Origin of the sequence: Mesorhizobium sp. M4B.F.Ca.ET.203.01.1.1 (assembly GCF_004791025.1) — a bacterium.
Taxonomy (GTDB): Bacteria; Pseudomonadota; Alphaproteobacteria; order Rhizobiales; family Rhizobiaceae; genus Mesorhizobium; species Mesorhizobium abyssinicae.
In genome coordinates, this window is record NZ_SRUO01000007.1 from 40719 (window position 1) to 61053 (window position 20335).

Annotated in this window: 24 protein-coding genes; 4 read left to right on the plus strand and 20 right to left on the minus strand. The window is 62.2% G+C overall.

Annotation, left to right across the window (positions count from 1 at the left end; translation table 11 throughout):
• The first annotated feature begins 411 nt into the window (after nt 1-411).
• The 3 genes from EN846_RS16875 (at nt 412) to EN846_RS16885 (ending at nt 1746) form a co-directional block, all read left to right on the plus strand.
• On the plus strand, nt 412-702 hold the full coding sequence (locus EN846_RS16875; protein WP_135913920.1) for a hypothetical protein: 291 nt from the start codon (nt 412-414) through the stop codon (nt 700-702).
• Nucleotides 703-851: 149 nt separating this feature from the next.
• Nucleotides 852-1043, plus strand: coding sequence for a hypothetical protein (locus EN846_RS16880; protein WP_127286534.1), 192 nt, complete (start codon nt 852-854; stop codon nt 1041-1043).
• Nucleotides 1044-1485: 442 nt separating this feature from the next.
• Nucleotides 1486-1746, plus strand: a complete 261-nt coding sequence (locus EN846_RS16885; protein WP_127421786.1) for a hypothetical protein — start codon at nt 1486-1488, stop codon at nt 1744-1746.
• Here EN846_RS16885 and EN846_RS16890 read toward each other — a convergent pair.
• Both EN846_RS16890 and EN846_RS35585 read right to left on the minus strand, forming a co-directional pair.
• Nucleotides 1681-3801, minus strand: a complete 2121-nt coding sequence (locus tag EN846_RS16890; RefSeq protein WP_135860037.1) for an ester cyclase — start codon at nt 3799-3801, stop codon at nt 1681-1683. The two genes, EN846_RS16885 and EN846_RS16890, sit on opposite strands and share 66 nt — an antisense overlap.
• Entirely contained in the window at nt 3801-5747 is a 1947-nt protein-coding gene (locus EN846_RS35585) for a phage tail tip lysozyme (protein ID WP_210236116.1), read from the minus strand. The genes EN846_RS16890 and EN846_RS35585 overlap by 1 nt, the downstream gene beginning before the upstream one ends.
• A gap of 6 nt (nt 5748-5753) precedes the next feature.
• On the opposite strand from EN846_RS35585, the gene EN846_RS35160 reads away from it, so the two are divergent.
• A complete protein-coding gene (locus tag EN846_RS35160; protein WP_189523696.1) occupies nt 5754-5948 on the plus strand; it encodes a hypothetical protein in 195 nt (64 codons plus the stop codon).
• Here the strand turns inward: EN846_RS35160 and EN846_RS16900 are convergent.
• From EN846_RS16900 to EN846_RS16985, 18 genes are all read right to left on the minus strand, one after another.
• Complete coding sequence (locus EN846_RS16900) at nt 5945-6736, minus strand: hypothetical protein (protein WP_189340578.1); 792 nt, start codon at nt 6734-6736, stop codon at nt 5945-5947. The genes EN846_RS35160 and EN846_RS16900 overlap by 4 nt on opposite strands.
• 4 nt (nt 6737-6740) lie before the next feature.
• Nucleotides 6741-7202, minus strand: a complete 462-nt coding sequence (locus EN846_RS16905; RefSeq protein ID WP_127310896.1) for a GNAT family N-acetyltransferase — start codon at nt 7200-7202, stop codon at nt 6741-6743.
• Nucleotides 7199-8992, minus strand: coding sequence for a hypothetical protein (locus EN846_RS16910; protein ID WP_189523697.1), 1794 nt, complete (start codon nt 8990-8992; stop codon nt 7199-7201). Before EN846_RS16910 ends, EN846_RS16905 begins: the two co-directional genes overlap by 4 nt.
• 53 nt (nt 8993-9045) lie before the next feature.
• Entirely contained in the window at nt 9046-9750 is a 705-nt protein-coding gene (locus EN846_RS16915) for a hypothetical protein (protein WP_135908335.1), read from the minus strand.
• A complete protein-coding gene (locus EN846_RS16920) occupies nt 9750-10409 on the minus strand; it encodes a hypothetical protein (protein WP_127310899.1) in 660 nt (219 codons plus the stop codon). The genes EN846_RS16915 and EN846_RS16920 overlap by 1 nt, the downstream gene beginning before the upstream one ends.
• A gap of 41 nt (nt 10410-10450) precedes the next feature.
• Nucleotides 10451-10651, minus strand: coding sequence for a hypothetical protein (locus tag EN846_RS16925; RefSeq protein WP_127310900.1), 201 nt, complete (start codon nt 10649-10651; stop codon nt 10451-10453).
• A 61-nt stretch (nt 10652-10712) separates the two neighbouring features.
• Nucleotides 10713-11204, minus strand: coding sequence for a hypothetical protein (locus tag EN846_RS16930; RefSeq protein ID WP_127287261.1), 492 nt, complete (start codon nt 11202-11204; stop codon nt 10713-10715).
• 12 nt (nt 11205-11216) lie between these two features.
• Nucleotides 11217-12200 carry a phage major capsid protein gene (locus EN846_RS16935; protein ID WP_127310901.1) on the minus strand — a complete coding sequence of 328 codons (984 nt, stop codon included), beginning with the start codon at nt 12198-12200 and terminating at the stop codon, nt 11217-11219.
• Between the two features lie 5 nt (nt 12201-12205).
• Nucleotides 12206-13351 (minus strand): hypothetical protein, encoded by a 1146-nt coding sequence (locus EN846_RS16940; protein ID WP_189340580.1) that lies wholly within the window; start codon nt 13349-13351, stop codon nt 12206-12208.
• The gene (locus EN846_RS16945; RefSeq protein WP_126093992.1) at nt 13348-13638 is read right to left on the minus strand and encodes a hypothetical protein; all 291 of its coding nucleotides are present in this window, start codon (nt 13636-13638) and stop codon (nt 13348-13350) included. Before EN846_RS16945 ends, EN846_RS16940 begins: the two co-directional genes overlap by 4 nt.
• Before the next feature lie 174 nt (nt 13639-13812).
• Nucleotides 13813-14169, minus strand: a complete 357-nt coding sequence (locus EN846_RS16950; RefSeq protein WP_135913922.1) for a hypothetical protein — start codon at nt 14167-14169, stop codon at nt 13813-13815.
• Nucleotides 14169-15368, minus strand: a complete 1200-nt coding sequence (locus tag EN846_RS16955) for a hypothetical protein (RefSeq protein ID WP_135913923.1) — start codon at nt 15366-15368, stop codon at nt 14169-14171. The genes EN846_RS16950 and EN846_RS16955 overlap by 1 nt, the downstream gene beginning before the upstream one ends.
• Nucleotide 15369: 1 nt before the next feature.
• Entirely contained in the window at nt 15370-16056 is a 687-nt protein-coding gene (locus tag EN846_RS16960) for a hypothetical protein (protein ID WP_127311298.1), read from the minus strand.
• Nucleotides 16056-16340, minus strand: a complete 285-nt coding sequence (locus tag EN846_RS16965) for a hypothetical protein (protein ID WP_127311297.1) — start codon at nt 16338-16340, stop codon at nt 16056-16058. Before EN846_RS16965 ends, EN846_RS16960 begins: the two co-directional genes overlap by 1 nt.
• The gene (locus EN846_RS16970) at nt 16324-18675 is read right to left on the minus strand and encodes a hypothetical protein (RefSeq protein WP_245478399.1); all 2352 of its coding nucleotides are present in this window, start codon (nt 18673-18675) and stop codon (nt 16324-16326) included. The genes EN846_RS16965 and EN846_RS16970 overlap by 17 nt, the downstream gene beginning before the upstream one ends.
• An 80-nt stretch (nt 18676-18755) precedes the next feature.
• Nucleotides 18756-19376 carry a hypothetical protein gene (locus EN846_RS16975; RefSeq protein WP_127311296.1) on the minus strand — a complete coding sequence of 207 codons (621 nt, stop codon included), beginning with the start codon at nt 19374-19376 and terminating at the stop codon, nt 18756-18758.
• 123 nt (nt 19377-19499) lie between these two features.
• Nucleotides 19500-19910 carry a hypothetical protein gene (locus EN846_RS16980; RefSeq protein ID WP_127311295.1) on the minus strand — a complete coding sequence of 137 codons (411 nt, stop codon included), beginning with the start codon at nt 19908-19910 and terminating at the stop codon, nt 19500-19502.
• Nucleotides 19907-20320, minus strand: coding sequence for a hypothetical protein (locus EN846_RS16985; protein ID WP_127311294.1), 414 nt, complete (start codon nt 20318-20320; stop codon nt 19907-19909). The genes EN846_RS16980 and EN846_RS16985 overlap by 4 nt, the downstream gene beginning before the upstream one ends.
• Nucleotides 20321-20335: the final 15 nt, after the last annotated feature.

Sequence of the window (20335 nt, forward strand, 5' to 3'; positions counted from 1 at the left end):
TTGGTGTCCTCGCCCACATACGTGCCCCCGGCACCAGCACATTGACGAAAACCACGGCGCGGCCGAAACCAATGATGGCCGACTTCGTTCTATGTGATCCCAGGCACCGGCGGAGGATCATTTGGGCAAGCAATTGAACAGCAGCGACCCGGACTCGGACCAGTTTCCCTATGAGGTCGATTTTTTGCAGCGAAGCACGGCATTCCAAGACGCGTGGCCGAAGTCATCCTGCACTCCAATGGCCCATCTCGCCATCAATGCGACGCAGCCGCGGCGGCCTATTTGCAGGTCATGCAATGGCGTCAACGGCCACGGCCAGTTACGAGTTGATCCGTCAGTTCTCTGACAATCCTGCAACCATACATTAGCAATCACTTGCGAACCTATTTGCCGTGTCGGAGTTGTATCGGCATGGCGAAGGGCAGCATCAAAGTCGGCGACGAGGTCGCAATCACCGCTACTGTGCGCAAGCGCGTCACAGAGGACCGGATCGCCGTATTGATCCCTTCCTACCACCAGCCGCATTCGATCGTAGATCGGTCGCCAAACGTGAGCAGCGGGCAGAAGATTGAGCTGGTGGGCGACGTCACGCATGTCGACGAGGACAGAGTGACGGTGAACCTTGGCGTTCCAGTCACGGTCAAGCTCAACACGGTGCGGCTTGCCACCAGCTACGTGGCGCCGAAACGGAAGACGACATGAGCCATTGAAGAAGGTAGGAGATTACTCCCGCTATCGCCGGGCGCCGACCCTTAAGGGCGCCTTTTCAAAATGCCAAATATTGCGGGCGGGACGTTCGCGAAAGCATACGCTAATATTATAGCACGAATCGTCAACTTAGGAGGCGCATCATGGATTCGCCAAGCAAGCTGGAGAACTTGCGCTTTGTTGCATCCCTGCTGGGCGTAATCCGCCATCGGATGCGTGAGGATGGTGAAGATCTGCTGACGTACCTAATAGACATTGCGTATCTGGAGGCTAGCGATCGGCTGAAACAAAAAAGCCCGCCGGCCGAAGCCAGCGGGCCGGTCCCACGCACCTGATGTCTCAGGTCGGTGGAAGCGGCCCGGACAGGCTGAATGCGACCACGGTCGACAGCTTCGCTTTCTTCGCTAGTGAAGGCTTCACATATGGTTTCTTTGTCATGCAGTTCCCCGTGTTTGAATCGATGCTGTCATCGCCATGCGGCCTTCCGTTGTCAATACGAAAAAAGGCCCGCCATCCAATCGCCCCCGCGCTCGCCCGAACTTTGAGAAGCAAGGCGGGAGCGGCGGTGTTTTCCGTCAAAGATACAGGAAGAATCCAGCGACCCGTTAAAATGGAGAACCCGCGCCCTCTCGGCAAAGGACGCGGGCCGGTGTTTCCACCCAGTCTGCGAAAGCTTTGAGGGGAACAATCGCAGACACCTTTTCAACAGCGCTTCGTCGGATTTGTTCCAAGAGCGGCGCGCCAGGGCATCCCTTTCGCTTTCTAGGGTTTCGCATTATGTTCCGCGCCATGTCGCGAACCACCGTCCTTCAGCTAATCGCAGCGGTGATCACCATTGCCGTCCTGACCGCCATCCACCAAGGTGCCGACTGGTTTCTAAGCCGTTTGTCGCTCGACTTTAGCCTTGGAATGATGTTCGGAATGTTCCTGGTGCTGCTGGTCTGGATCTACGAAGACCGCAAGCAACGCCGTTCAAGGGCGACCGACGGCGTCCGGTCCGCTGAGCAGCAGAGCGCGCGCCACACGATCGACCTGTGACTGCTGAAGCCTAGATCCCTGGCCAACCCGCATCAGCGCATCGAGCACGGCGCTCTGCTGCGGGCCGCCTGTGAGGCTGCGAGCCATATCGGTAATTGCCTTGTCGTTCCCGCCGTTCCGCAGCGCGTCGATGATGGTCTCTACAGCTCGAGTACCCGCCGCGCGTGCTGCGCCGCGCGCGCCGCCGGCAATAAAGCCCTCGCGCACGCCGAAACCGCTGCTGCCACCGCCGTCGATGGCATCTCTGGCCGCGATGCGCGCCGCCGTCTCGGAATTGCGCGTGACGATGTTCGACGTGTCGGCAAAGAGCTTTTCGCGGTCGAGCAGATCGATAATCGCCTTTGCCCGGTCGGAGCCAAACAAGGTCGACAGGCGCGCCCGGTTCCAATCCCCTTCCCCCTTGATCAGGCGCTGAAGCGCGACGCGGTCGTTCGCGTTGGTGCCTACAATGCGCTCGATCTCCGCGCGGGCGCCCTCACGAAGGCGAAGCGGCACGGCCGACGGACCCACCTGCAAACCTTGCGGCAGCGCGGCTTGCCTGACTTCCTCGGCGAGTTCGTCGGGCCGCGGCGCTTCCCGGCCGCTGGAAAGCACCGTCTGGCCGCGCTGAACGGCGTCCTTCTGGCGAGCTAGCTCGGCGTACTTCGCATCCACTTCCTTGATGCCGGGCACCGCGGCACGAAGTTCATCATCGATCGCCTGGCGTGCGGTCTGAAGGGCGTTCAGGGCGTTGCTCCCCTGCGTGGTTTCCAGCAGGTCATCGACGGCGTGCCGCGCGTTCAGCAGCGTCCCGGCGTCGCTGATCAGCCCAGGCTCGGGCAGCGGCTGACCGCCGGAGCGAGCGCGGGCTATTTCGTCGGGCGTCGGCGTGTAGTTGAGCATGTTCCGAACCCGCAGAACGCCCTTTTGCGCCTCGCCGCGCAGCGTCTGGGCCTCGGCGTCGAGATAGCGGGCGATTGGTGCAGAATCGACCAGTGAGGCCTCGCGCAAGGCTTCCCTATATTCCGGCTGTAGACTTGCCTGGTTGCGGGTCGCGCGGTCGATGATGCGCGACGGCGTAGGAGCCTCGCCAAGCGTCTCGTTGAGGCTGGACCGGATGCGCCAGTTGGCGTCGGCATCGCGCGCACCAATCGCGCCGCGAACGATGGCCTTGCCTTCTCCAGGCGTTGCCGCGATGGCGCCAGCGGTATGACGCAGGTTCGGGCCGAGATCCATCAACATGCCATTGTCGCCGAGCTGCGCCAGTGCGCCGGGCTCTACGGCATCCTGTCGGACAGCGCTCGCCAGAATCTTGGTGGCGCTCTTGTCCAGGCCAAGCGCCTTGGCAATGGCGCTGAGCTGAACCCGGTCGGCGACGGCCTTGACGCCCTTGCCGACAAGCGGAGCGACAAATGGGGCGGCAAAGCCTGTCAGAGCACCGATGCCTGCTCCAATACCTGCTTCTTTAAGGTTGCCGCCTGACCGCACGGCTGCATCCGCACCGTTAATAGCTGCGCCGGAACCTGTGCTGGCCAGCAACCGCAACGGGGTCGACGCGACTCCGATGCCGAACAATTCAGGCGCTGCGGCCATCGCCGGAAGCGTGCCGGCCACGGCGCCCGTCACGTTGCCGGCAGTGCGCGCGATCGGGTGCGCGGCACGGCTTTCTTGCTGGATGTCGGTCATCTCCTGGTTGACCTCGGAAGCAGGCTCCCCGGTCAGCAGCGAGCCGATACCCGCCGCCGTGGCAGTCAGGCCCCTGTCGACATAGGGGCCGGCAATCGGAATGCCTTCGCCGATCGCATTGAGGAACGTTCCCGACGCGCCCATGGCGCGGGGAGAGGCAATTCCGGGCGCGTCGTGACCGCTCCCCGGTTCGGGGCCACCAGCATCCATGATCTTTTGAGCAGCGGCCATGCCGGCTTTCGCGCGGGCATCCGCCGCGGAAACATCAGCGTTTGCTGACGGCAGAGACTTGGCAATCTCTTCGACCGCCGCATTCTGCTGCTCGGGCGTCATCGACAGGAACCCCTCGTCTACCTGTACCTTGCGGCCTTGGATGTTGAGCGTAGGCATCAGGGTTCAATGCTCCACTTCAAGCCGTTGCTGGTCGTGCCGCCACCGGTGCCCGCGTTGCCAGCCGGCGCGGAACCGCCACCGCTCTTGATTGCGTCGACCATCTGCCGGATACGCGCCAACTTGTCGTCGAGGGATGCTTTCGCCTCGCCAGGCTTTGGCGTCAGGATGGCCGCCTGGTTCTCGACTTCGGCCGGCGCCGCCGTCGCGCCGGACACGCTGTAGAGGTAGGATGCGATGATGGTGCGCAGCGAGTTCGACGCTCGCTGATACTCGGGCGATTTCAGGTACTCGGCGCCAAAGTCGGATCCGCGCGGGATAGCCGACAGGGCCTGATCCGACGGATTGGACAGGGCCGAGAAGTTCTTTTCGACAATCTGCAGCTCGGGTGCGACCACCGAGTACAGCTTGTTGTCGCGCTGCTGCTGCTCGTTCAGCGGCTTCTGCTTCGCGCCCGTGAGAGGCAGGATGCCGGCGTTCTCGCTCGGCGGCGGATTGGCCGCGCGCGGGCTCGCTTGCGCGCTCGGAGCTTCGGGTGCCGGCACGGCGGACGGTGCCGCCTTGGTCGTTACAGGCATAGCCGGACCACCGGCAGAAGCCTGCCCAAACACGCCCTGCGGCGTGAGGAACAGCAATTCGCCATTCGGGCCGCTGATCGTCTTGCCGGCGGCGAGCTGCTGCGCCTGCTCGACCGTAAGGCCGCCACCATCCATCAGGCCGTTGAGCGCCTGAGCCTCGACGGAATTGCCCGTGAACCGGAACTGGCCAGCGTTCGGACCATTGCCGATGCTGACAGCCCGCGTCTCGCCCGTGCGCTTGTTGTACAGGGTCCGCTCGTCCAGCTTTTCCCAATCGGTTTGCTGGCCGCTGTAAACGGGCTCGTGCGTCTTGGGATCGACCAGGACGCCACCAACCTCGATCGGCTTGCTTTGCTCGGCCGCGAACTTCTCCCGGTCGAAATCGAGGCGCGCTTTGTCACCCGGCTCAATCTGCGGATTGCGCAGCTTCTCGACTTCCAGCCGGTTCTTTTCCAGTTCGAGTTGGTTTGCCGGATTTTGCTCGTCGAGCTTCTGTTTCAGCATCAGGTTAACGGCGCCTCGCTGTTGCTCGGACAGGCGTGGATCCTGTGAGGCCTGCAGAAGTTGCTGCACGGTCGGACCACCGGAGGCTGGATTGGCCTGTGCGACCGTCTGCGCCGCCGCAGCCGGCTTCGCGGCCACCGGAGGCGGTTCTGCCGCGCGCGGCGACTGAACAGGCTGTGCGACCGCCGCCGGGCCGTCCGGCGCCGGACGCTTGTTCAGCGCCGCCGACACGCCCGCGCCCGGTTCGAGGCTCGCCACGTTTACCGGCGCGGCATCGGCGAAACGCGATGTGAAGGAATTGGCCATGGAAATGCGGCGCGCGGCCTCGCCACCGGGACGGTTGTAGCCGGCGAATTTCCAGGCGTTGTTCATCAGGCGCTGCGCTTCTTCCGGCGATTTCGCAGCATTCAGCGCATCGATCAGGCCGGGGTCTTCCTGCAGGAAATATTGCGCCTGAAGCTGGGGCGACGGAGCATTTGCATCGCCGCCATTGCTGCCGGCAAAGGTACGCATCGCGGCGAAGCGCGGACCCCGCCAGGACAGGATGCCGCCGGCAGTGCCAGCCTGGCCGCTTTCGCTCGGGTCCGACCAGGAACCGAAAGCGTTCTTCGGGCTGAAGCGGCTTTCGGCGTTGGCGGTCGCGGCGACGGCAGCGAGGCCGTAAGGATTGGTGACCTTGCTTTTCACCGTATCCATGAAGCCGTTGTAGACGTCATTGCCGGAAAGGTCCGGAGCGCTGCCCATCGAGCCGCCACCAAGGGCCGAAGCGACCGCACCGCCGCCGCGCGGCGTCACGGTCGACGTTGCTGCCGGTGCACCACCGCCGAACAGCGCCGAAAAGACACCGTCACCGCCGGCACGCATGTCGCCTTGCGCCTTGATGATGCGGTTCAGGTCGCGCCTGCCCCTGATCGCCTGTCCGACCACGGCAAGGCCTTCGCCAACATTGTGCGCGATCGGCTGCTGGTTGAGCAGCGCCTCGGCAACGGCGCGAGCCTTCGCCAGTTCCTCGGGCGTCTGGTACTGCTGGCCGGGACCGAAGATGAAACCCATGATCCCTCCTAGATGAACGACGCGCCGAGAGAGAACAGGCCACCCAGAATGTTCTGGGTATTCGCCTGGCTCTGCTGCCAGTTCTGGAGCTTCTGGTTGTAATTGGTGTTGATCAGGCCGGCGACGTCGGTCGTCGGGATGGTCGGCATGTTCGCGTTGACGAAATTCGGCTGGCTCACCTGTGAACCGGACAGCAGCGCGGTCAGGTTGTTGATCGGCGCCGAGTTCTGCGCCAGCGCTTCCTGCACGGCCTGGCCACGACCCTGCAGCAGGAGCTGATCATAGGCGTCGTTCTCGCCCTGGTTCTGAATGTTCTGCGCCTGGGCGTAGTTGTCGGAACCCGGACGGATGCCTCGGTTGATCAGGTCCGCCTCATTTGCCGCGCGGCGGGCGTCCAGCGCCGGTTGCAGCCGCTTCATGCCGAGGTCCATCAGCCGGGCCTCGGTCGCGTCGTTCGACAGGTCGACAGGCTTCGACAACCAGTCTTTCAGGAACGACGACTGACCAGCGGCCAGTTCGCCAAGGTTGAGCTTGGCCTGGTCGGTCTGGTCCTTGATCGCCTGCCCCGTCTGCGACAGGGTCTGCGTCGCCGTGTAGGTCGGGATGTCGTAGGACTTGCCCGTATAGGGGTCGTTCCACTTATAGGTGCCGGACTGCTTATAGGTCAGCGAACCGTCAGGCGTGACCTGGTTGACGTTGCCAAGGTTCGCGTTGGCGACAGCCGTGCCGACATTCGTGGAAGTCGACGCCGCAGAGGTTTCTTTGGGATCCGGCGGGGCGGGAGGATCGGGCGCGCACATCTTGTCAGGCCTCCTGAAGGAAATAGGTCATTGCGATTGCCGACCGCTTGAAGCCAACGCGCTCGCACATCTTGGCAACGCGCAGATCGGTGGCGATGGTCACGTGCGCCCTGACGCAGCCGCGCGCTTTGAGTTCGGCCAGGATGTGCCTGGTGAAACGGCGTCCGATGCCGTTCCGGTGATCCGGCCGCATATAGATCGTGTCCTCCATGGCGATGTGTTCGCTGTTGTGCATGTCCTGCGTGATCCAGATGAAGGCGTAGCCCACGGCCTCGCCCTCGTTCCTGACCACGAAGCAGAGCAGATGACTGGCCGAGCCGTAGACGTTCAGGCGCGGCTTGAACTCGCCGATCGTCATGCCCTCGGCCGCCATGCGCGCCTGCATCTCGCCGTAATGCCGGCGGCTAAGCGGTTCGAGCTCCGGCCAGGCCTCGTTGAAGTTCTCAATGGCGATGTCGTAGCTCATACGACCACCCCGCCATTTTCAAATGTCACGTCGAGCTGCACGAATTCGACATCAGGGCGGCGGTTGAGAAAGCCGGTGACCTGCACCTGCGGCTGCAGCACGTATCCGGTCTTGCCGATCGAGATCCATTGGCCACCGCTGACAGTCGCCACCGGTGCCGCCTGGTCCCAAAGGGCAACGTCCCACAGGCCGGAATCCCACAGGTCAGCCGTACCGCCATCCGCCGCGTCCGGCGCGGTCGGCAGCGTGACCGTGTAGTTGACCGAGAACGAAATCTTCGGGTTGAACGGCGTCGAGGCGAGGAAGGTCGGCCGCGCCTGGTGCACGGTCTTCAGGCGGCCAAGCGTCTTCATGTGGTCGGGATTGCCGACATAGGTGTAGTAGATCGGCCCGCTGTCATCGTTGCCGTTGATCTCGCCTTCGAAGACCTTGCCGTCGTTCGTCCCGAAGAACAGCCGGCTATCGTGCAGTTCGATGCAGCGGGTCGCCCATCCGACGAACTTGCACCAGGCGCCGGTTTCAAGATTGACGACGAACGACCAGGCCTCTTGCCCCTCGGCCGTGATCGGCAGCGAGACGATGGCATAGTTCATGTCCGGCCACTTGATTACCTCCCAAGGTAACGACAGGCGGCGGGCCGCTTCATGTTTCCAGTCCGGCTCGATGTTGCGTGAGACGGCGGCAAGGGACAGCGCGGCCGCATCCTTGTTGATCGCGGCCGAGATCGGAACCATGCCTTCCTTCGTTGCCACGATCAGATCGCCACCGGCGCGCATCGTGGCGCGCTTGCCCATGGGCGTGGTGAGGTCATAGCGGCCGACCAGGTTCCACTCAGCAGCGGTCGCGCCGGCCGGGTTGCTGCCTTCGAAAATCGCCGCCTCGCCCTCGGTGGTGACGAACACGCATTTGTCGTCGATGCCATCGCCGGCATCGAGCGACCACGTTCCGCCGAACAAGAGCGAGCCGCCGCGCTGGAACACGCCGGACAGGTTCAGCGTCCCGAGCGCGCCGGTCACGGAATCGACCGGGAGATAGCTGGCCTTCATCGTGCCGCCCTGGATGAAGAACAGGCGGTTCCGATAGAGCCAGACATGAGACAGCGCGTTGGTCGCAACCCCGGTGATCGCGGCCGAAACCTGAACGACGCCGCCTGGAATGTTGGCCGTGGCCGAGCCACCGCCGGCGCCGGTGATCGTCTCGTTGTCGACGAACGTTCCGGTAATCGACTGAATCATCAGCGAGCCGGTCGCGCCGTTGTCGACGTTCTTGACCACGGTCGCCGTCGCGCCGCTCGTGCCGCCCGTCACGACCTGGCCGTTGATGAAGTTGACCGTCTGGGCATCGAAGTTCAGGCGATAGGTCGCGAGGCCGTTGACGGCCGTCCAGTCGAACGTCGTCGAATAGAGCTGCAGGAAGTCGGTCCCGTTGACTGCCACGACGAACGAGCCGCCCGACGTCGTGAAATTGACGTAGGAGTAATAGCCCGACGTCTGGCCGGTGACGGACGCGGCCGGCGGCGTGACAGCATCGGCGGGCGCGGTGACGTCGCGAACCGTCGTCTCGTCGCACGCCCAAATCTTCTTGGTGCCGCCGGCATTGTACGTGATGAAGCTCTCGACAGGGTCACTGCCGATCGTGGCGCGCTTGACCGAGCCGCCGCGCATCATAATGCCGGTCGACGTCGGCAGCCAGTTCTCAAGCGTCTGAGCCGAGAACGGCTTGGATTTCACCAGGCTCTGATTGGTCACCCAGCCGGCGACCGGCGCGCCGAACGTGAAGGGTTGCGCCATGGCGCGCGCAGGGGCCGGAACGGCTTTCCGGCGGCCGGGAAACCGCTCGTACCTCACGCTGCACCTGTGACCGTGCCAGGCCAAGCTACGCGCCGGCCGCGCCAACTCACGGGCTGCTGGCCGGACACGACCGGCTTGGAACCGCAGTCGCTGTCGATCCGTCGCAGGAGCATGTCCTGGTAGTCGTCCAGATCCTGCTCGTAGGCCTGGCCCTTGTTCTGCTTCCAGCGGGCGATGATCGCCTTTTTCAGCAGCTCTTCGGAAAGCCGGAAGCTGTCGGCATCTTCGGTGAATATCGTCTTCTTCGACGTGTCGCTTGCCATCACCAACTCATTCGACACGTAGAAGAATTTGGCGGTTTCGGTGTTCGCCATCACCGGCCACTGGTGGAACTGGTCGCCGAAGATGATCCAGTAGCCGTTCACCGAGGCGATCGGCGTCACCTGAAGCTCAAGCCACTGATCCGGGCTGGTGAGGTGTTCGGTTGCCCACTGCCAACGCGACGACCAGAGCGACGACGTCTTCTGCATCCGCCGGAAGTCGGTCGGCATGTCGAACGCATCTGACACGCCGTCGCCGGTGAGCGTCTTCAGGATCAGCAGCTTTTGCCAGTCGTGGGCATCCGCGATTTCGGACGCCATGACGTTGGCCAGTTCCTGCATCTCGACCATCTCTCGACCGGTCGCGCCATAGACCAGCGTCGGCACTTCCATGCCGAGCACTGTCGCGGCGCCTTTGACCACGTCGAGGATGGACATCAGGCAGCTTCCTTGCCCTTGCTCTTCGGCTTGGTCAGTTCCTCGATCATGGCTTCCATCGCGGCCTGACGCTCGACCAGCTCGGCGATCTGGGCATCCTTCGCGGCCTCGCGCTCGGCGGCCTTGGCTGCGTCGCTGTTCTCGAGGAAGAGCGCCGCCTGCTTGCGCAGATCACGCATGTTCGGAAGACGCACGCGGTCAAGCTGCCCGTCGGTCAGGTCGCGGACTTCCTCGACCGTGCGGATGCCGGCGGTGCGCAGCACTTCGGCCTGCTCGGGAGTGACGCCAGACCAGGCGGCGAGCGCGGTCCCGTTGAGCGGGATTTCCTGCCCGCTTTTGAACGCGACATAGGCCGGCTCGATCTGGTTCCAGCGCGCGGTCATGAAACGCAGCTTTTCGCCGTCCTGATCCTCGCCCATCAGCGACGGGTCGGGGATGAGATGCCGGATGCGTTCGGTGGTGCGCGTGTTCAGCGGCGAATGCGAGGGCGAATAGGTCACCCAGTCCTCGGGCTGAAGCTCAAGCATGCGCCGATTGCTGGCGTCGAGCTTGTAGCCTTTATGGTCGCACTTCTCCTTCACCGGATCGCCCTTGACCGGCAGCTTCTCGTAGCTCGTCTTGAACCCGATCACGCGGATAAGGGGCTGCGCTTCGCTCATTTTTTTCGGCTCCTGAAAACGTTATGGGCGCCAGCGGCGCCCTACTGGTTGATCACTGCGACGATGCGGGGAAACTCGACGTGCAGCGCCGCCCACTCGGCTTCAGACAGCTTTTCGGCATTGGCGAGGTTGATTGCGTTGCGGTGCTCGCCGCCGTTCCAAAGCTTGCAGAATTTCGGGAAGATGCCGGCCTGGGTATCGACCGCGACGGGTTCGGCGGGGGCTTCGTTCTTGTCGGCCATCTCTGGCACTCCTTTGCGAGAGGAAAGGCAGGCGGGCCGTTACAGCCCGCCCGAGGTGCGGTCAGTACGGGAATGCGCACATGATGATCTTCGCCGAGGCGTCGATCGCGTAGGCGCAAACCGTGTCGGTCACGGCGGCGGCCACCTTCAGGGTGCCGTCGGTGGTGGCCGAGAGGATCAGCGCATTGCCATCGCCGCCGGAGACGAGCGCTGTGGTGACGGTTGCCGGGCCTTTGACCTGGATCCATCCGTACTCGCCGTTGCCGGGCGCACCGGCGAGAACGCCCGCACCATTGGCGGCGGTGTCAGACACGTCGGACGTGACTTCGTTGTACTGGCCAGCAGAAACACCGCCGGCAGCGTAGAAGCCGACGACGTTGCCGACGACGGCGGCAATCGCACCGGCGCCCTGGTTGTACTTCACGAAGCGGTAGACCTTGCCGTCATATGCTTCGTAGGTGTCGCCGATCTTCGGTGCCTTGCCGGATTCGGTGCCGGTGAGCTGCGCGGCGGTGAACGTCTTGGTGACGTCGATACCAACAAAAGAGGTCATCGTACTTGCTCCTTATGCCGCGTCGAAGAGCACGCCCTGAAGCGAGCGATTCGTGCAGACGACGTTGCCCATCCAATAGAACGGGATGACAACCGCATCCTGGTTGACGGGCTTCTTCTCGTCGTCCTGCGTCCACTGCGCCTCCTTGTGCTGGTCGACGTAGAGGTAGTCGGAGTTGAGGAAGTAGCCCTTCTCGGCCGTGGTCGTGAAATTCGTGTTGTCGTCGAAAATCACGTCGGCGGTCTTGTACTTCAGGCCGATGAAACCGGACTGAGCCATGTCGGCGTCCATGTACCGCTGAAGCTGCTGCTCGCCGGTCTCGTATAGCGAGTAGAAGTCATGGCTGAACGTGATCAGGTCCGGCTTGTCGGCGCCGCGGTTCAGGGTGAGCCAGATGGCATTCATGTCCGCCTTGAAGGTCGCAGCATTGGCCGCGTTCGGGGTCGCGGCAAGGTTGGTGCCGGTGGCCTCGCGGAACTTGTTGCGCCAGAACGTCCACGTCGCGGCGTCGATGCCGCCGACGATGCCCTGGCCGTTGGTCTGCAGGATGTTGGCCAGGCCGCCGATCTGGTTCGCCAGCGAACCGTCGGAGTAGAGGTCGACGGAGAAGTTGTTGGCAGCCGTCTTGAGCGCGTTGTTCTTCTTGGTCTTCACCAGGTTGATCATCGCGAACTTGCCGGAGTTCTGGCGAAGCTCCTTGCCGCTCGACACGACATGCAGGGCGACCTGCGCCCAATCGTACTTGGCGGAGGTGACGACGTCCGAGCCGTTGGTGTTCAGCGTGTCGAGGCCGGCATAGCGCTGATAGGTGCTGTTTTCCGCGTATTCGAGCTGCACCTGGATTTCGGTACCGCCGTCAAGGTTGCGGATCTTGTTCTTCTTCTTCAGCCGGTTGAGGAAGGCATTGTTCTTCGAAACATTATCCGCCACTTCCGTCGCGCTGTTGCGAAGGGTGGTGGACACCATTTCAGTAAAGGTAGTCGACGGACCAGCCATCGGGGTCAGCCTTTCTGATTGCGGTCGTAGACAGCGGCCAGTTCTTCATCTTCGGAGAGAACCCGAGCCTTGCCCGACGCTGTTGAGGGGATGTTGACGGAGTTGGCGCGCTTGGCCGCGTCGACCTTTCCGGTGTCCTTGGGAGCGGCCGGTTTCGCGGCGGCTGCCTTGGCCCGCAGATCGGGATCGGCGTTGACTGCCATGTCATAGGCCAGGTTGAACACGGCCTCTTTCGAGGCGGTGGCTCCAAGCCGGTCCCATGCATCGTTGATGAAGGTGACCATCCGCTTCTCAGGGATTTCGGAGTAGAGCGGCTTGTCGGCTGACAAGCGGCCCAACTCTTCATTGGCGGCGGTGGTGGCGTCGCGCTCCTGGAGCCTCTGGTTTATGCGGTCGTCGATGTTCGCGGAGTTGTGGACAGATGCGAGCATCTGCTTCAACCCGGCGATTTCCTGCCGCAATTCGGTTTCGCCCTGCTGGACGGTCTGGCCGAAGACACCCGCAATCTTGTCGCGGATGCCATAGCCGTCGATGATGCTCATGATCGTTTCAACGGGAGCCTTGTCCATGCTCTGCTGGACGTTGAAAAGATACTCGATTGCTTGGGCTGGCGTGACGACCTTGCCGTCAGCCATCTTCTTGCCCGTGTTCGGGTCGAAGTAGCCGCCGTTGCGATCGAGGATTTCCTGAATGGGCTTGTAAACCGAAACCTGTCGGCCGTGGTCGGACAGACGGCCCTGAAGCTCCTGCTCGCGCTCGGCGACGAACTTGCGCAGCTCGGCCGGCGCTTTCTCCCAAGCCTGCTTGACGTTCTCGGCAACGCCGCCCTTGATGCCCTGCCAGTTGGCCGGGAGAGGAACCGACCCTGCGTCAGGCGTCAGACCACCGCCGGCCTGTTCCTCTCCGCCACCGCCCTCGGGCGATACCTTGCCGGCGTCAGCTTTCGCGTCGGCCTTCTTCTCGGGATTCGGGCTGGAGAACTTGCCTTCGTCCCGCTCGGCGCCGTTGTCGCGCTCGTTCTTGTTCCAGATGGCTTCCAGCGCCGCGTCGTCGGCAGCATCGGCCGCTGCCGCATTGCTGTTCGCGGCCTCGGCGAGTGCGCCGGCAGGTGGGGCGTTGTTGGCTAAGCTTTCTGCTACGGTAGTGCTCATCGAAATTCCTCTGACACCTGAAGACCCCGCTTCTTGCAGAAATCGGGGTTGCGAAATTTGCCCTTCGTCGGTGACAGGGACGGCTCGTATTCGACGCAATTGTTGCGCTTCAGATCATCGCGGCGCTCAGAGCGCGACGTGATCATTCGGCCGTCGATCGGCGAGGCGTAATCCGGGATGTCGGAAATGACGTTCGGCATGACGATCTGGCCAGCGAACGGCTTTTCCATCGGAACGCCGGTCTGCCGGTCGACGAAGATGCCATCGCGGAAAACGTACCTGGCCAATTTCCTGTCCTGCTTTTCGGGCAGGTACAGGGTGCGAGGCGTCGCGCGAAATTCTAAGCCGCTTGAGTTTCAACTGTGTCGGATGGTCGACGAACTCGATCCGTTCACGAAAAATCTGGCGTACGTTCCGTTTCAGCGGCTACTAAAACGCTAGAAGTTGTCAGCAATTGTCTGTCAAATGAGCAGAAGCAGCATGGCGTCGTCATCGTCGCGCATGGCGGCCATCTCCCCATCGATCACCATGCGGCCAAGGCGCCGCTCCAATGCAGCCGTGTCCGGCAACTCGATCGGCGGGGCCTGGAAGCCGGCGAGAAGCGCTGCGACAACATCCGTCGAAAGGGCTGGCCACTCGACCACTTCGGGTGCGGGCGGCGGCTGATCGAGGTGGACAACCTTTCCATCGCGGACGTACTTGATCGGCTTGCGATAGTAGCCGCCGCCCGGCTTGAAAAGTGAATCGACGTCGGCGCCGTGCGGGCCGAAGTATCGATTTCCGAAATAGCGCTTGCCGAAATAGCGATCAGCAAACATCAGCTCGGATCCAGAATGACCGCCAGCCGGTTGCCGTCCTGGTCGACCGAGGCGTTGATGCGGTCCTTCGTGTCGTTGGTATCGCGGAAGATGGCCGTTCCGGTCCCGAGACCGTTCGCCTTGCCGAGCAGCGCCGCAGACCAGAGGCGGAAGCCCTGTCGAGGCGTCATGCCCGCTTCGACGCCGGAAGCCCGGTCAAGCAGCGCGTCGGCGTTCTGGTTTGCCGTCGGGATGTCGCCCACCGCAGCCGGTGCAGCGGGCAGATTGTCGGTCTTTGCCTTGATCGCGCCTGTGTCCGACTTAATGGCGGCGATGTCGGCCGAGACGGATACGCCGGCGGGCGCGCCGAGCTTCGTGTTCACCGCCAGCAGGTTGTTGTTGATGGTGGTGTCGTTGCCCGACAGCGTCGAAAGCTGCGTGTCGAGATTGGCCGATGCCATGCCGACGGCACCACGAACACCGGCCGCATCGAGGTCGTTGAAGCCGGTGACACCGGTTCCCTTGGCCAGCACGATATTCGTTCCGGCGGTGAGTACGCGCGTGGCGGTCGACCAGACCGCATCGAGGGCATTGGCCGCAAACTTGGCGGCGGTGATACAGCCGGCCGCAAAGGTGTTCGCCGTGATCGCGCCAGAGTTCCAGGCGGTGCCGGCGGCGTGCGTGGTGTTGACCTCTGGCCTGCCGCCCGAAAAGGTTCCGGCGGCACCGCCGAATTGCGTGACGTTCACCGCTGCGATGCCGGCCGCAAGGCTCACCTGGCCGGTGCCGGTGCCGGACGACAGCAGCACGCTCGCGCCGATGTCGCGCGCTGTCTGTGTGGTGCCGGCAATCTTGATCACGTCGACGCGACCATTGGCGTCGACCAACGCTGTGGTGCCGCTCGTCGTGTCTCGCCGGAAAAGCTCGATGACACGCGACACCGGGGCCATGCTCGCTTGCGTGATATGCACGCAATACTCTTCCGCGTCCGAAGTCGACGCAATGGTGGTGTCCTCGTCGATCAGCAGCGAATAGACCCCCGGCATGTTGGCCGCCGACAGTTCGGTGATGGTCGGCGTGGTGTAGACGGTCGCGGTGCCCCCATTGCGGCTGCGATAGACAGTGAACGACGACAGGCCGGTCTTCCGGGTCTTCAGGTCCGTGCTGTCGACGGCGACGAAGTAAATGGCCTGGTCGGTTTTGCCGCTCGGAATGCGCATCTCAGTGCACCGCCGTTGTACTGGCGCCGTTGGAGTTGGAACCGCCAGAGGCAAATGCGGCAGGGTCCTGGCTCGTCGCCGTTGCTTTCAGATAATCGACCCTGAGCGCAAAGTTGTTAGTGCCCTTCGCCTTGTTGATGACGTTGGCGTATCCGGCTGGACCGGCAGTGATGGAGAAGCCCCATTGCGCCGCCGCGGCGAACCAAAGGTCACTAGCAGAGCCCCAGGAAGGTGTCAGTGAAGGGGGGTTGGGAGCAGAACTGCTCGCGCCAACCGACGTAGCTTCCGGAACGGAGCTGGTCTGCCCAGTGACGCGCAGGCATCCCCAGGCAGTCTGGCAGCTGCCATGAGAAACGACCATCGAAGCGCCCTCTGAGCCGCTGGCCTGCTTGTAGTAGCCGGTAAAGCGGATGCCGCCGTTAGAGGCGGTGTACAAGCTGGTCCAGCCGGACGGCGTAGTTGGTGTGATGAGGTTGTCAGAAGCAAACCACAACAGGAGCAGTTCGCCGGCTATGATCCCGGTCGGAAAGGTAACTGTGGTGGAGGTGGTGTTGGATGAGCCGTTATCGCCGCTCGTAGGAGTGCCGACCACATCGAATGTTGGAGCCACTCCAATCAACGGGTTCAGCAATCCATCCATGAACTGGATCGGCTGGTAAGGGTAGAACTGGCCGCTATCGCCGAACATCAGCTATTGAGATCCACCGCGGCGACAGCATCAGCCTTCGATTTCAGGGCGGTGAACTCGGCCGTCATCTTGGCGAGTTGGGCCTTCACGGCGGCCTCATAGGCGTTGCTGGTGCCGAACGCATTGACGGTGGCGATGACGTCGGCAAAGTCGTTCGGGATCGCAGCAAGGGCCGTCGAGGCCACGCTGGCGTTCGCCTTCACCTTGATCATCACCTGACGCTGGTCACTGAGACGCTGCGCGATGGCAGCCATCCCTACCTCGACTTCACTGGTTGTAGCCATTTGCCTGGGCTCCTGATTGTGGGAGCTGCATCGGGATCGCCGTCACGGCGCGGCCTTGGGCGTCCCGGACGATCTGTTTCGGCTGCGACAGCACTTGAATGAGCGCGGCAAGCGCCTGCCCGAACATGTCGCGCTGCGCGGCCATCTCTTTCAGCACCGCCTGGCCGTCGATCTGCTCGGGGTCGGGCGGTGGCACGATGCCGTTGGCGAGCAGGACCTGGTTCTGGTCGATGCGCGCGGCCTGGCGCTTCGTCTGAAGGTCCAGACGCTTCTCAGCCATCGTCATGTCGTGCTGTTCGCGCTTGAACTGCATGTCTTGCGCAGCGGCGTCCTGCCTGGTCTTTGCATCAGCGACTTTCGCCGCCTGGTCCGCTTCTCGCGCCTTCGCGTCCGCCTGAGCTTTTTGTTGTTCGGCACTGGGCTGCGGAGGCTGGCCGGCTTGCGCCTTGGCATCGGTCACCATCTTTTCCAGAACGTCCTCGACCGACTTGCCGAGGTTGAAGAGGCGCGAGTTCGCGGCGAAGATTTCGACCGCCACTTCCTTCGACATCTCGCCTTGCTGGATCAGCGGACCGACGGCGGCCCAATAGGCGCCGGCCGCCTGCATGAACTCGGCCGTCTCTGCCTTCTGCCTGGTCAGGTCCGCCTTGACTGTTGAATCGCTCTCGACGTCGATGCGGTACATCATGGCCAGGCGCTGCGTCAGAAGCTGCTGGATCGACTCCAGCTTGGCCAACTTAGCCTGCCGCTGCTGTTCGGCCTGCTGAGCCGCCTGCATGGCCTGCTGAAGCTGCTGTTGCTGCTCGGGTGGCACCTGAGCGCCGGGCGGTGGCGCCGGCGGCGGCTGCACCGGCGTCAGATCCTGCTGCGTCGGGATGATCTGGACGCCGGTCATCTGCTGCAGCGTCTCATGCGAGAACTTCGCCGGGATGATTTCCGCCATCATGACGAAGATGTCGCGTGCGCAGCGCTCCATCATGCGCTGCATCTTCTGGATGCGCAGCGAACCCCATTGCGTCTTGATGTTCTGCGCCGTGGCGGTCTCGCTCGCCTGGGAAGCGCCGCGCACGATGTCGGAAATGCCGGTGATTTCGTAGATGGCCTGCTTGGTCTGTTCGCGGGCGCTGTAGAGCTCCCTCAGCACCAGAATGAACTTCTCGACCGGCCAGAACGCGACCGCACCAGACAGGCCGCCATTGGCCGCCCAGATGTCTGCATTGCCGATCGGCACGAATTCGGTGTCATCGGCCGCCAGCATGTTGGCGATGTCACCAGCGTCGCCGGAATACCAGCCCTTGACCTTCATGTGCCGGGTGATGACGCCGATGCGCTTTGTCGTCAGGTCCAACTCGTCGGCGAGCCTGCTGTAGATCGAAAACGGATTGACCGGCATTAGCCTGCCGGTCAGCTCGATCGGCTGCACGGGCGCCGGGATCGGGAAGAAATCGCTCAGGCCAAGCGGGTCGTCGACCTTCTTCAGGACAACGCCATTGTCGTCGATGAAAATGACCTTGCGGCTGCTCTTGTCCCAGATTTCCCAGCCGCACAGGTCGCTATCGCCTTCGCCGCGCGCCTTCTTCTCCTGGTCGTCGGTCTGGATGCTGATCAGGCCGGCGTCGAAGACCGCGCCCTCATCTTCGCGCTGCACGACGAAGCGGAATGCGTCCCACGGCCGATCTTTCCAGCGCTTCGCCGGACCGTGCCGGTAGTCACGCCAGCTTACCGCTTCGAATTCGATGCACTCGTTCGCGAGGCGTTCGCCCGGCGCTGCGCCTGGTGCCGCTGCCCCGTAGTCGTCGGTCGTGGCTTCCTCTGACTTGCCCCCGTCCCGCTCGTCGCTCGCCTTGGCTAGCTCTGCATTGGTCGTCTCGTCCTTTACGATGTCGCTCTTGAAGCGAAGCCGGATGATGCCGCGACCCGCCAGGAAGCCGTCTTGCGCCTCGCCCTCCAGTTCGACCTGGAGCTTGGAATCGTCGACCTGTTTGCGAATGGCGCGCTCGATCAGCTCTGCGACGTCCTTTGCTGCAGGATCCTCGTCGGCGAAGCGGCGCCGAATGTCAGGCGCTGGCGGACTGTTGATGATCGCCGGAACGATGGTCTCGACGTTGGCGAAAAGAATGTTGAAGTCGTAGGTGTTGCCGAGCGTGGCAGACGTGCTCAGGTCGTCGGACTTGGTTTCGCCGGTGTAGGCCTTCACCGCCTTTTCGGCGTCGTCCATCCACTGCTTTTCAAGCTTGCCGGCCGCCTCGACACGCGCGAGCCACTTCGACGCCTCTTTGCGAAGGGTCTCGCCCTGCTTCTGCTGATCGGAAGTTCGCTTGTCCGCCTTGGCCATGGCGGGCAGGATGGCGGCGGCGAATGCGAAATTCTAAGCCGCTTGCATTCGCTCGACGCGCGATGAGCCTATGCCCCAGACTAGGGGCTGGTTTTGTACCAATCCGTGCCGGTGTTCCAAGAGACCGTGCCGTTATAGTCAGGGACGCCCAGTGCTTTCCTCCAGCCGGTAGCGATAAAGTTTCCGTTATCGGTGATCTGAAGCTGTGTGATCTGGTGGCATTCGTTTCTGGCTAGGAACCGTCCCTGCACTACTTCGACACTCGCATGCCAATAGTGGTCGTGGCATAAGCCATCAGCAACATAAGGGTAATCACCGAGCGCTTTCGCAACCAGACCGCCGGCCTTTACCCATTGGACGCCGTTCGAAAAATAAATGACACCCAGATAGTCATTGTAACGCCCGGTGATCGTGGGGCCATAGTGAATCGTCTGGTTCCCATCGAGCGTGAGATTGGCACCTTGGCCGCACTCATTTATTGCCACTAAGTTGCCGCCCCGCACATTGATTTGTGCCCAAGAGGTACGATCATGGCACCCAACATGTGCACCAATAGCGGCCCCGTAGGCGCCGACCAATTGCTGGGCAAAGGCATCCGGCGCGGGCAATGTAGACTGTAGCATATCTGCGCAGACACCAATGGAAGGCGTCCACACGACCAAGCACACAGCTAGAACGGTCACTTTGGAAGGTAGTTGCATGTTCCTGCCCCTCACGTGTTTCCCGCACGGCAGTAGATAATAATGCAAATTAGAATATTCTAATAGGGGTATGCCCTGAGAAAGTGGAGGCGGCGCCCAGCTCGGTGGGTCGCGCGATAGACTTCACGTCAGCACTACCAACGCGATGAGCGCGAGCGCCCCGGATAAGGTAAGACGCTGCTTCCAGGCAAACGCAAATTCGGCCCTGCGATAGGATTTGGAGTCCTTGTCGTATCGCAAGGTCGGCCTATTCAAAGCCTCATCGACACTGACATAGTTGCTCGCGTATTGGATGTAATCTAGCAGGATTGCAAAAACGCCACTAAGGCCGACAAGATACAGAAGCCCAAGTTGGAGATAACCAAAGGAGACGTAAGTGTTTCCTGTCTTGATGGTGTAGAAAATGGCCACTAGGCCCAAGCCAATGAACCTTACAATGTCGCTGAGCTTGGCGCTAACGTCCGTCTTAAAGCCGTATAGGCGCTCTCTTCGACCTTCCATCTTTTCGTCCGGGACCGTCGTGCCTTCAGTCATGGCCTTTTCCCCTTCTGTGACGGTTCTTTTCTCATTGGCGGATGCTCATCCGTCTCTGTCCCACTCGTGAATACCGGGACTAGCTTTCTCACTCCGGCAAGCTTTATCCTGTCTTGGGCACTTAGCGCCGCGAATGATTTGGGATCTAGCGGGGCGAGTTCGAACTCTATCTGCCCAGCGCAACTGACAAGCGTATCCTTGGTGGTCATCCAGTATGCGCCACTAGGGCATTTCTGAGGTGGCGCATCGAACTTTCCACCAATGACTAGACCTAACTCATCGGTGCCATCGTAAAATACCTTCGCCGGCTCCCCTCCAATACTCGGCACGAAGAAAGCGCTTTGGACTTCATCGGCGGACGCTGCCCCAATTGAAAAAAGCAAAACAGTTGCTGCAACCACAATTCGCATACTGCCCCTCCCCAA

Bases quoted from the DNA above. Each gene is read 5' to 3' on its own strand.
- EN846_RS16875 (WP_135913920.1), top strand. From the start codon at position 412: ATGGCGAAGGGCAGCATCAAAGTCGGCGACGAGGTCGCAATCACCGCT.
- EN846_RS16880 (WP_127286534.1), top strand. From the start codon at position 852: ATGGATTCGCCAAGCAAGCTGGAGAACTTGCGCTTTGTTGCATCCCTG.
- EN846_RS16885 (WP_127421786.1), top strand. From the start codon at position 1,486: ATGTTCCGCGCCATGTCGCGAACCACCGTCCTTCAGCTAATCGCAGCG.
- EN846_RS16890 (WP_135860037.1), bottom strand. From the start codon at position 3,801: ATGCCTACGCTCAACATCCAAGGCCGCAAGGTACAGGTAGACGAGGGG.
- EN846_RS35585 (WP_210236116.1), bottom strand. From the start codon at position 5,747: ATGCGTGCCGGCGGTGACGGTGTCTTTTCGGCGCTGTTCGGCGGTGGT.
- EN846_RS16900 (WP_189340578.1), bottom strand. From the start codon at position 6,736: ATGTGCGCGCCCGATCCTCCCGCCCCGCCGGATCCCAAAGAAACCTCT.
- EN846_RS16905 (WP_127310896.1), bottom strand. From the start codon at position 7,202: ATGAGCTACGACATCGCCATTGAGAACTTCAACGAGGCCTGGCCGGAG.
- EN846_RS16910 (WP_189523697.1), bottom strand. From the start codon at position 8,992: ATGGCGCAACCCTTCACGTTCGGCGCGCCGGTCGCCGGCTGGGTGACC.
- EN846_RS16915 (WP_135908335.1), bottom strand. From the start codon at position 9,750: ATGTCCATCCTCGACGTGGTCAAAGGCGCCGCGACAGTGCTCGGCATG.
- EN846_RS16920 (WP_127310899.1), bottom strand. From the start codon at position 10,409: ATGAGCGAAGCGCAGCCCCTTATCCGCGTGATCGGGTTCAAGACGAGC.
- EN846_RS16925 (WP_127310900.1), bottom strand. From the start codon at position 10,651: ATGGCCGACAAGAACGAAGCCCCCGCCGAACCCGTCGCGGTCGATACC.
- EN846_RS16930 (WP_127287261.1), bottom strand. From the start codon at position 11,204: ATGACCTCTTTTGTTGGTATCGACGTCACCAAGACGTTCACCGCCGCG.
- EN846_RS16935 (WP_127310901.1), bottom strand. From the start codon at position 12,200: ATGGCTGGTCCGTCGACTACCTTTACTGAAATGGTGTCCACCACCCTT.
- EN846_RS16940 (WP_189340580.1), bottom strand. From the start codon at position 13,351: ATGAGCACTACCGTAGCAGAAAGCTTAGCCAACAACGCCCCACCTGCC.
- EN846_RS16950 (WP_135913922.1), bottom strand. From the start codon at position 14,169: ATGTTTGCTGATCGCTATTTCGGCAAGCGCTATTTCGGAAATCGATAC.
- EN846_RS16955 (WP_135913923.1), bottom strand. From the start codon at position 15,368: ATGCGCATTCCGAGCGGCAAAACCGACCAGGCCATTTACTTCGTCGCC.
- EN846_RS16960 (WP_127311298.1), bottom strand. From the start codon at position 16,056: ATGTTCGGCGATAGCGGCCAGTTCTACCCTTACCAGCCGATCCAGTTC.
- EN846_RS16965 (WP_127311297.1), bottom strand. From the start codon at position 16,340: ATGGCTACAACCAGTGAAGTCGAGGTAGGGATGGCTGCCATCGCGCAG.
- EN846_RS16970 (WP_245478399.1), bottom strand. From the start codon at position 18,675: ATGGCCAAGGCGGACAAGCGAACTTCCGATCAGCAGAAGCAGGGCGAG.
- EN846_RS16975 (WP_127311296.1), bottom strand. From the start codon at position 19,376: ATGCAACTACCTTCCAAAGTGACCGTTCTAGCTGTGTGCTTGGTCGTG.
- EN846_RS16980 (WP_127311295.1), bottom strand. From the start codon at position 19,910: ATGACTGAAGGCACGACGGTCCCGGACGAAAAGATGGAAGGTCGAAGA.
- EN846_RS16985 (WP_127311294.1), bottom strand. From the start codon at position 20,320: ATGCGAATTGTGGTTGCAGCAACTGTTTTGCTTTTTTCAATTGGGGCA.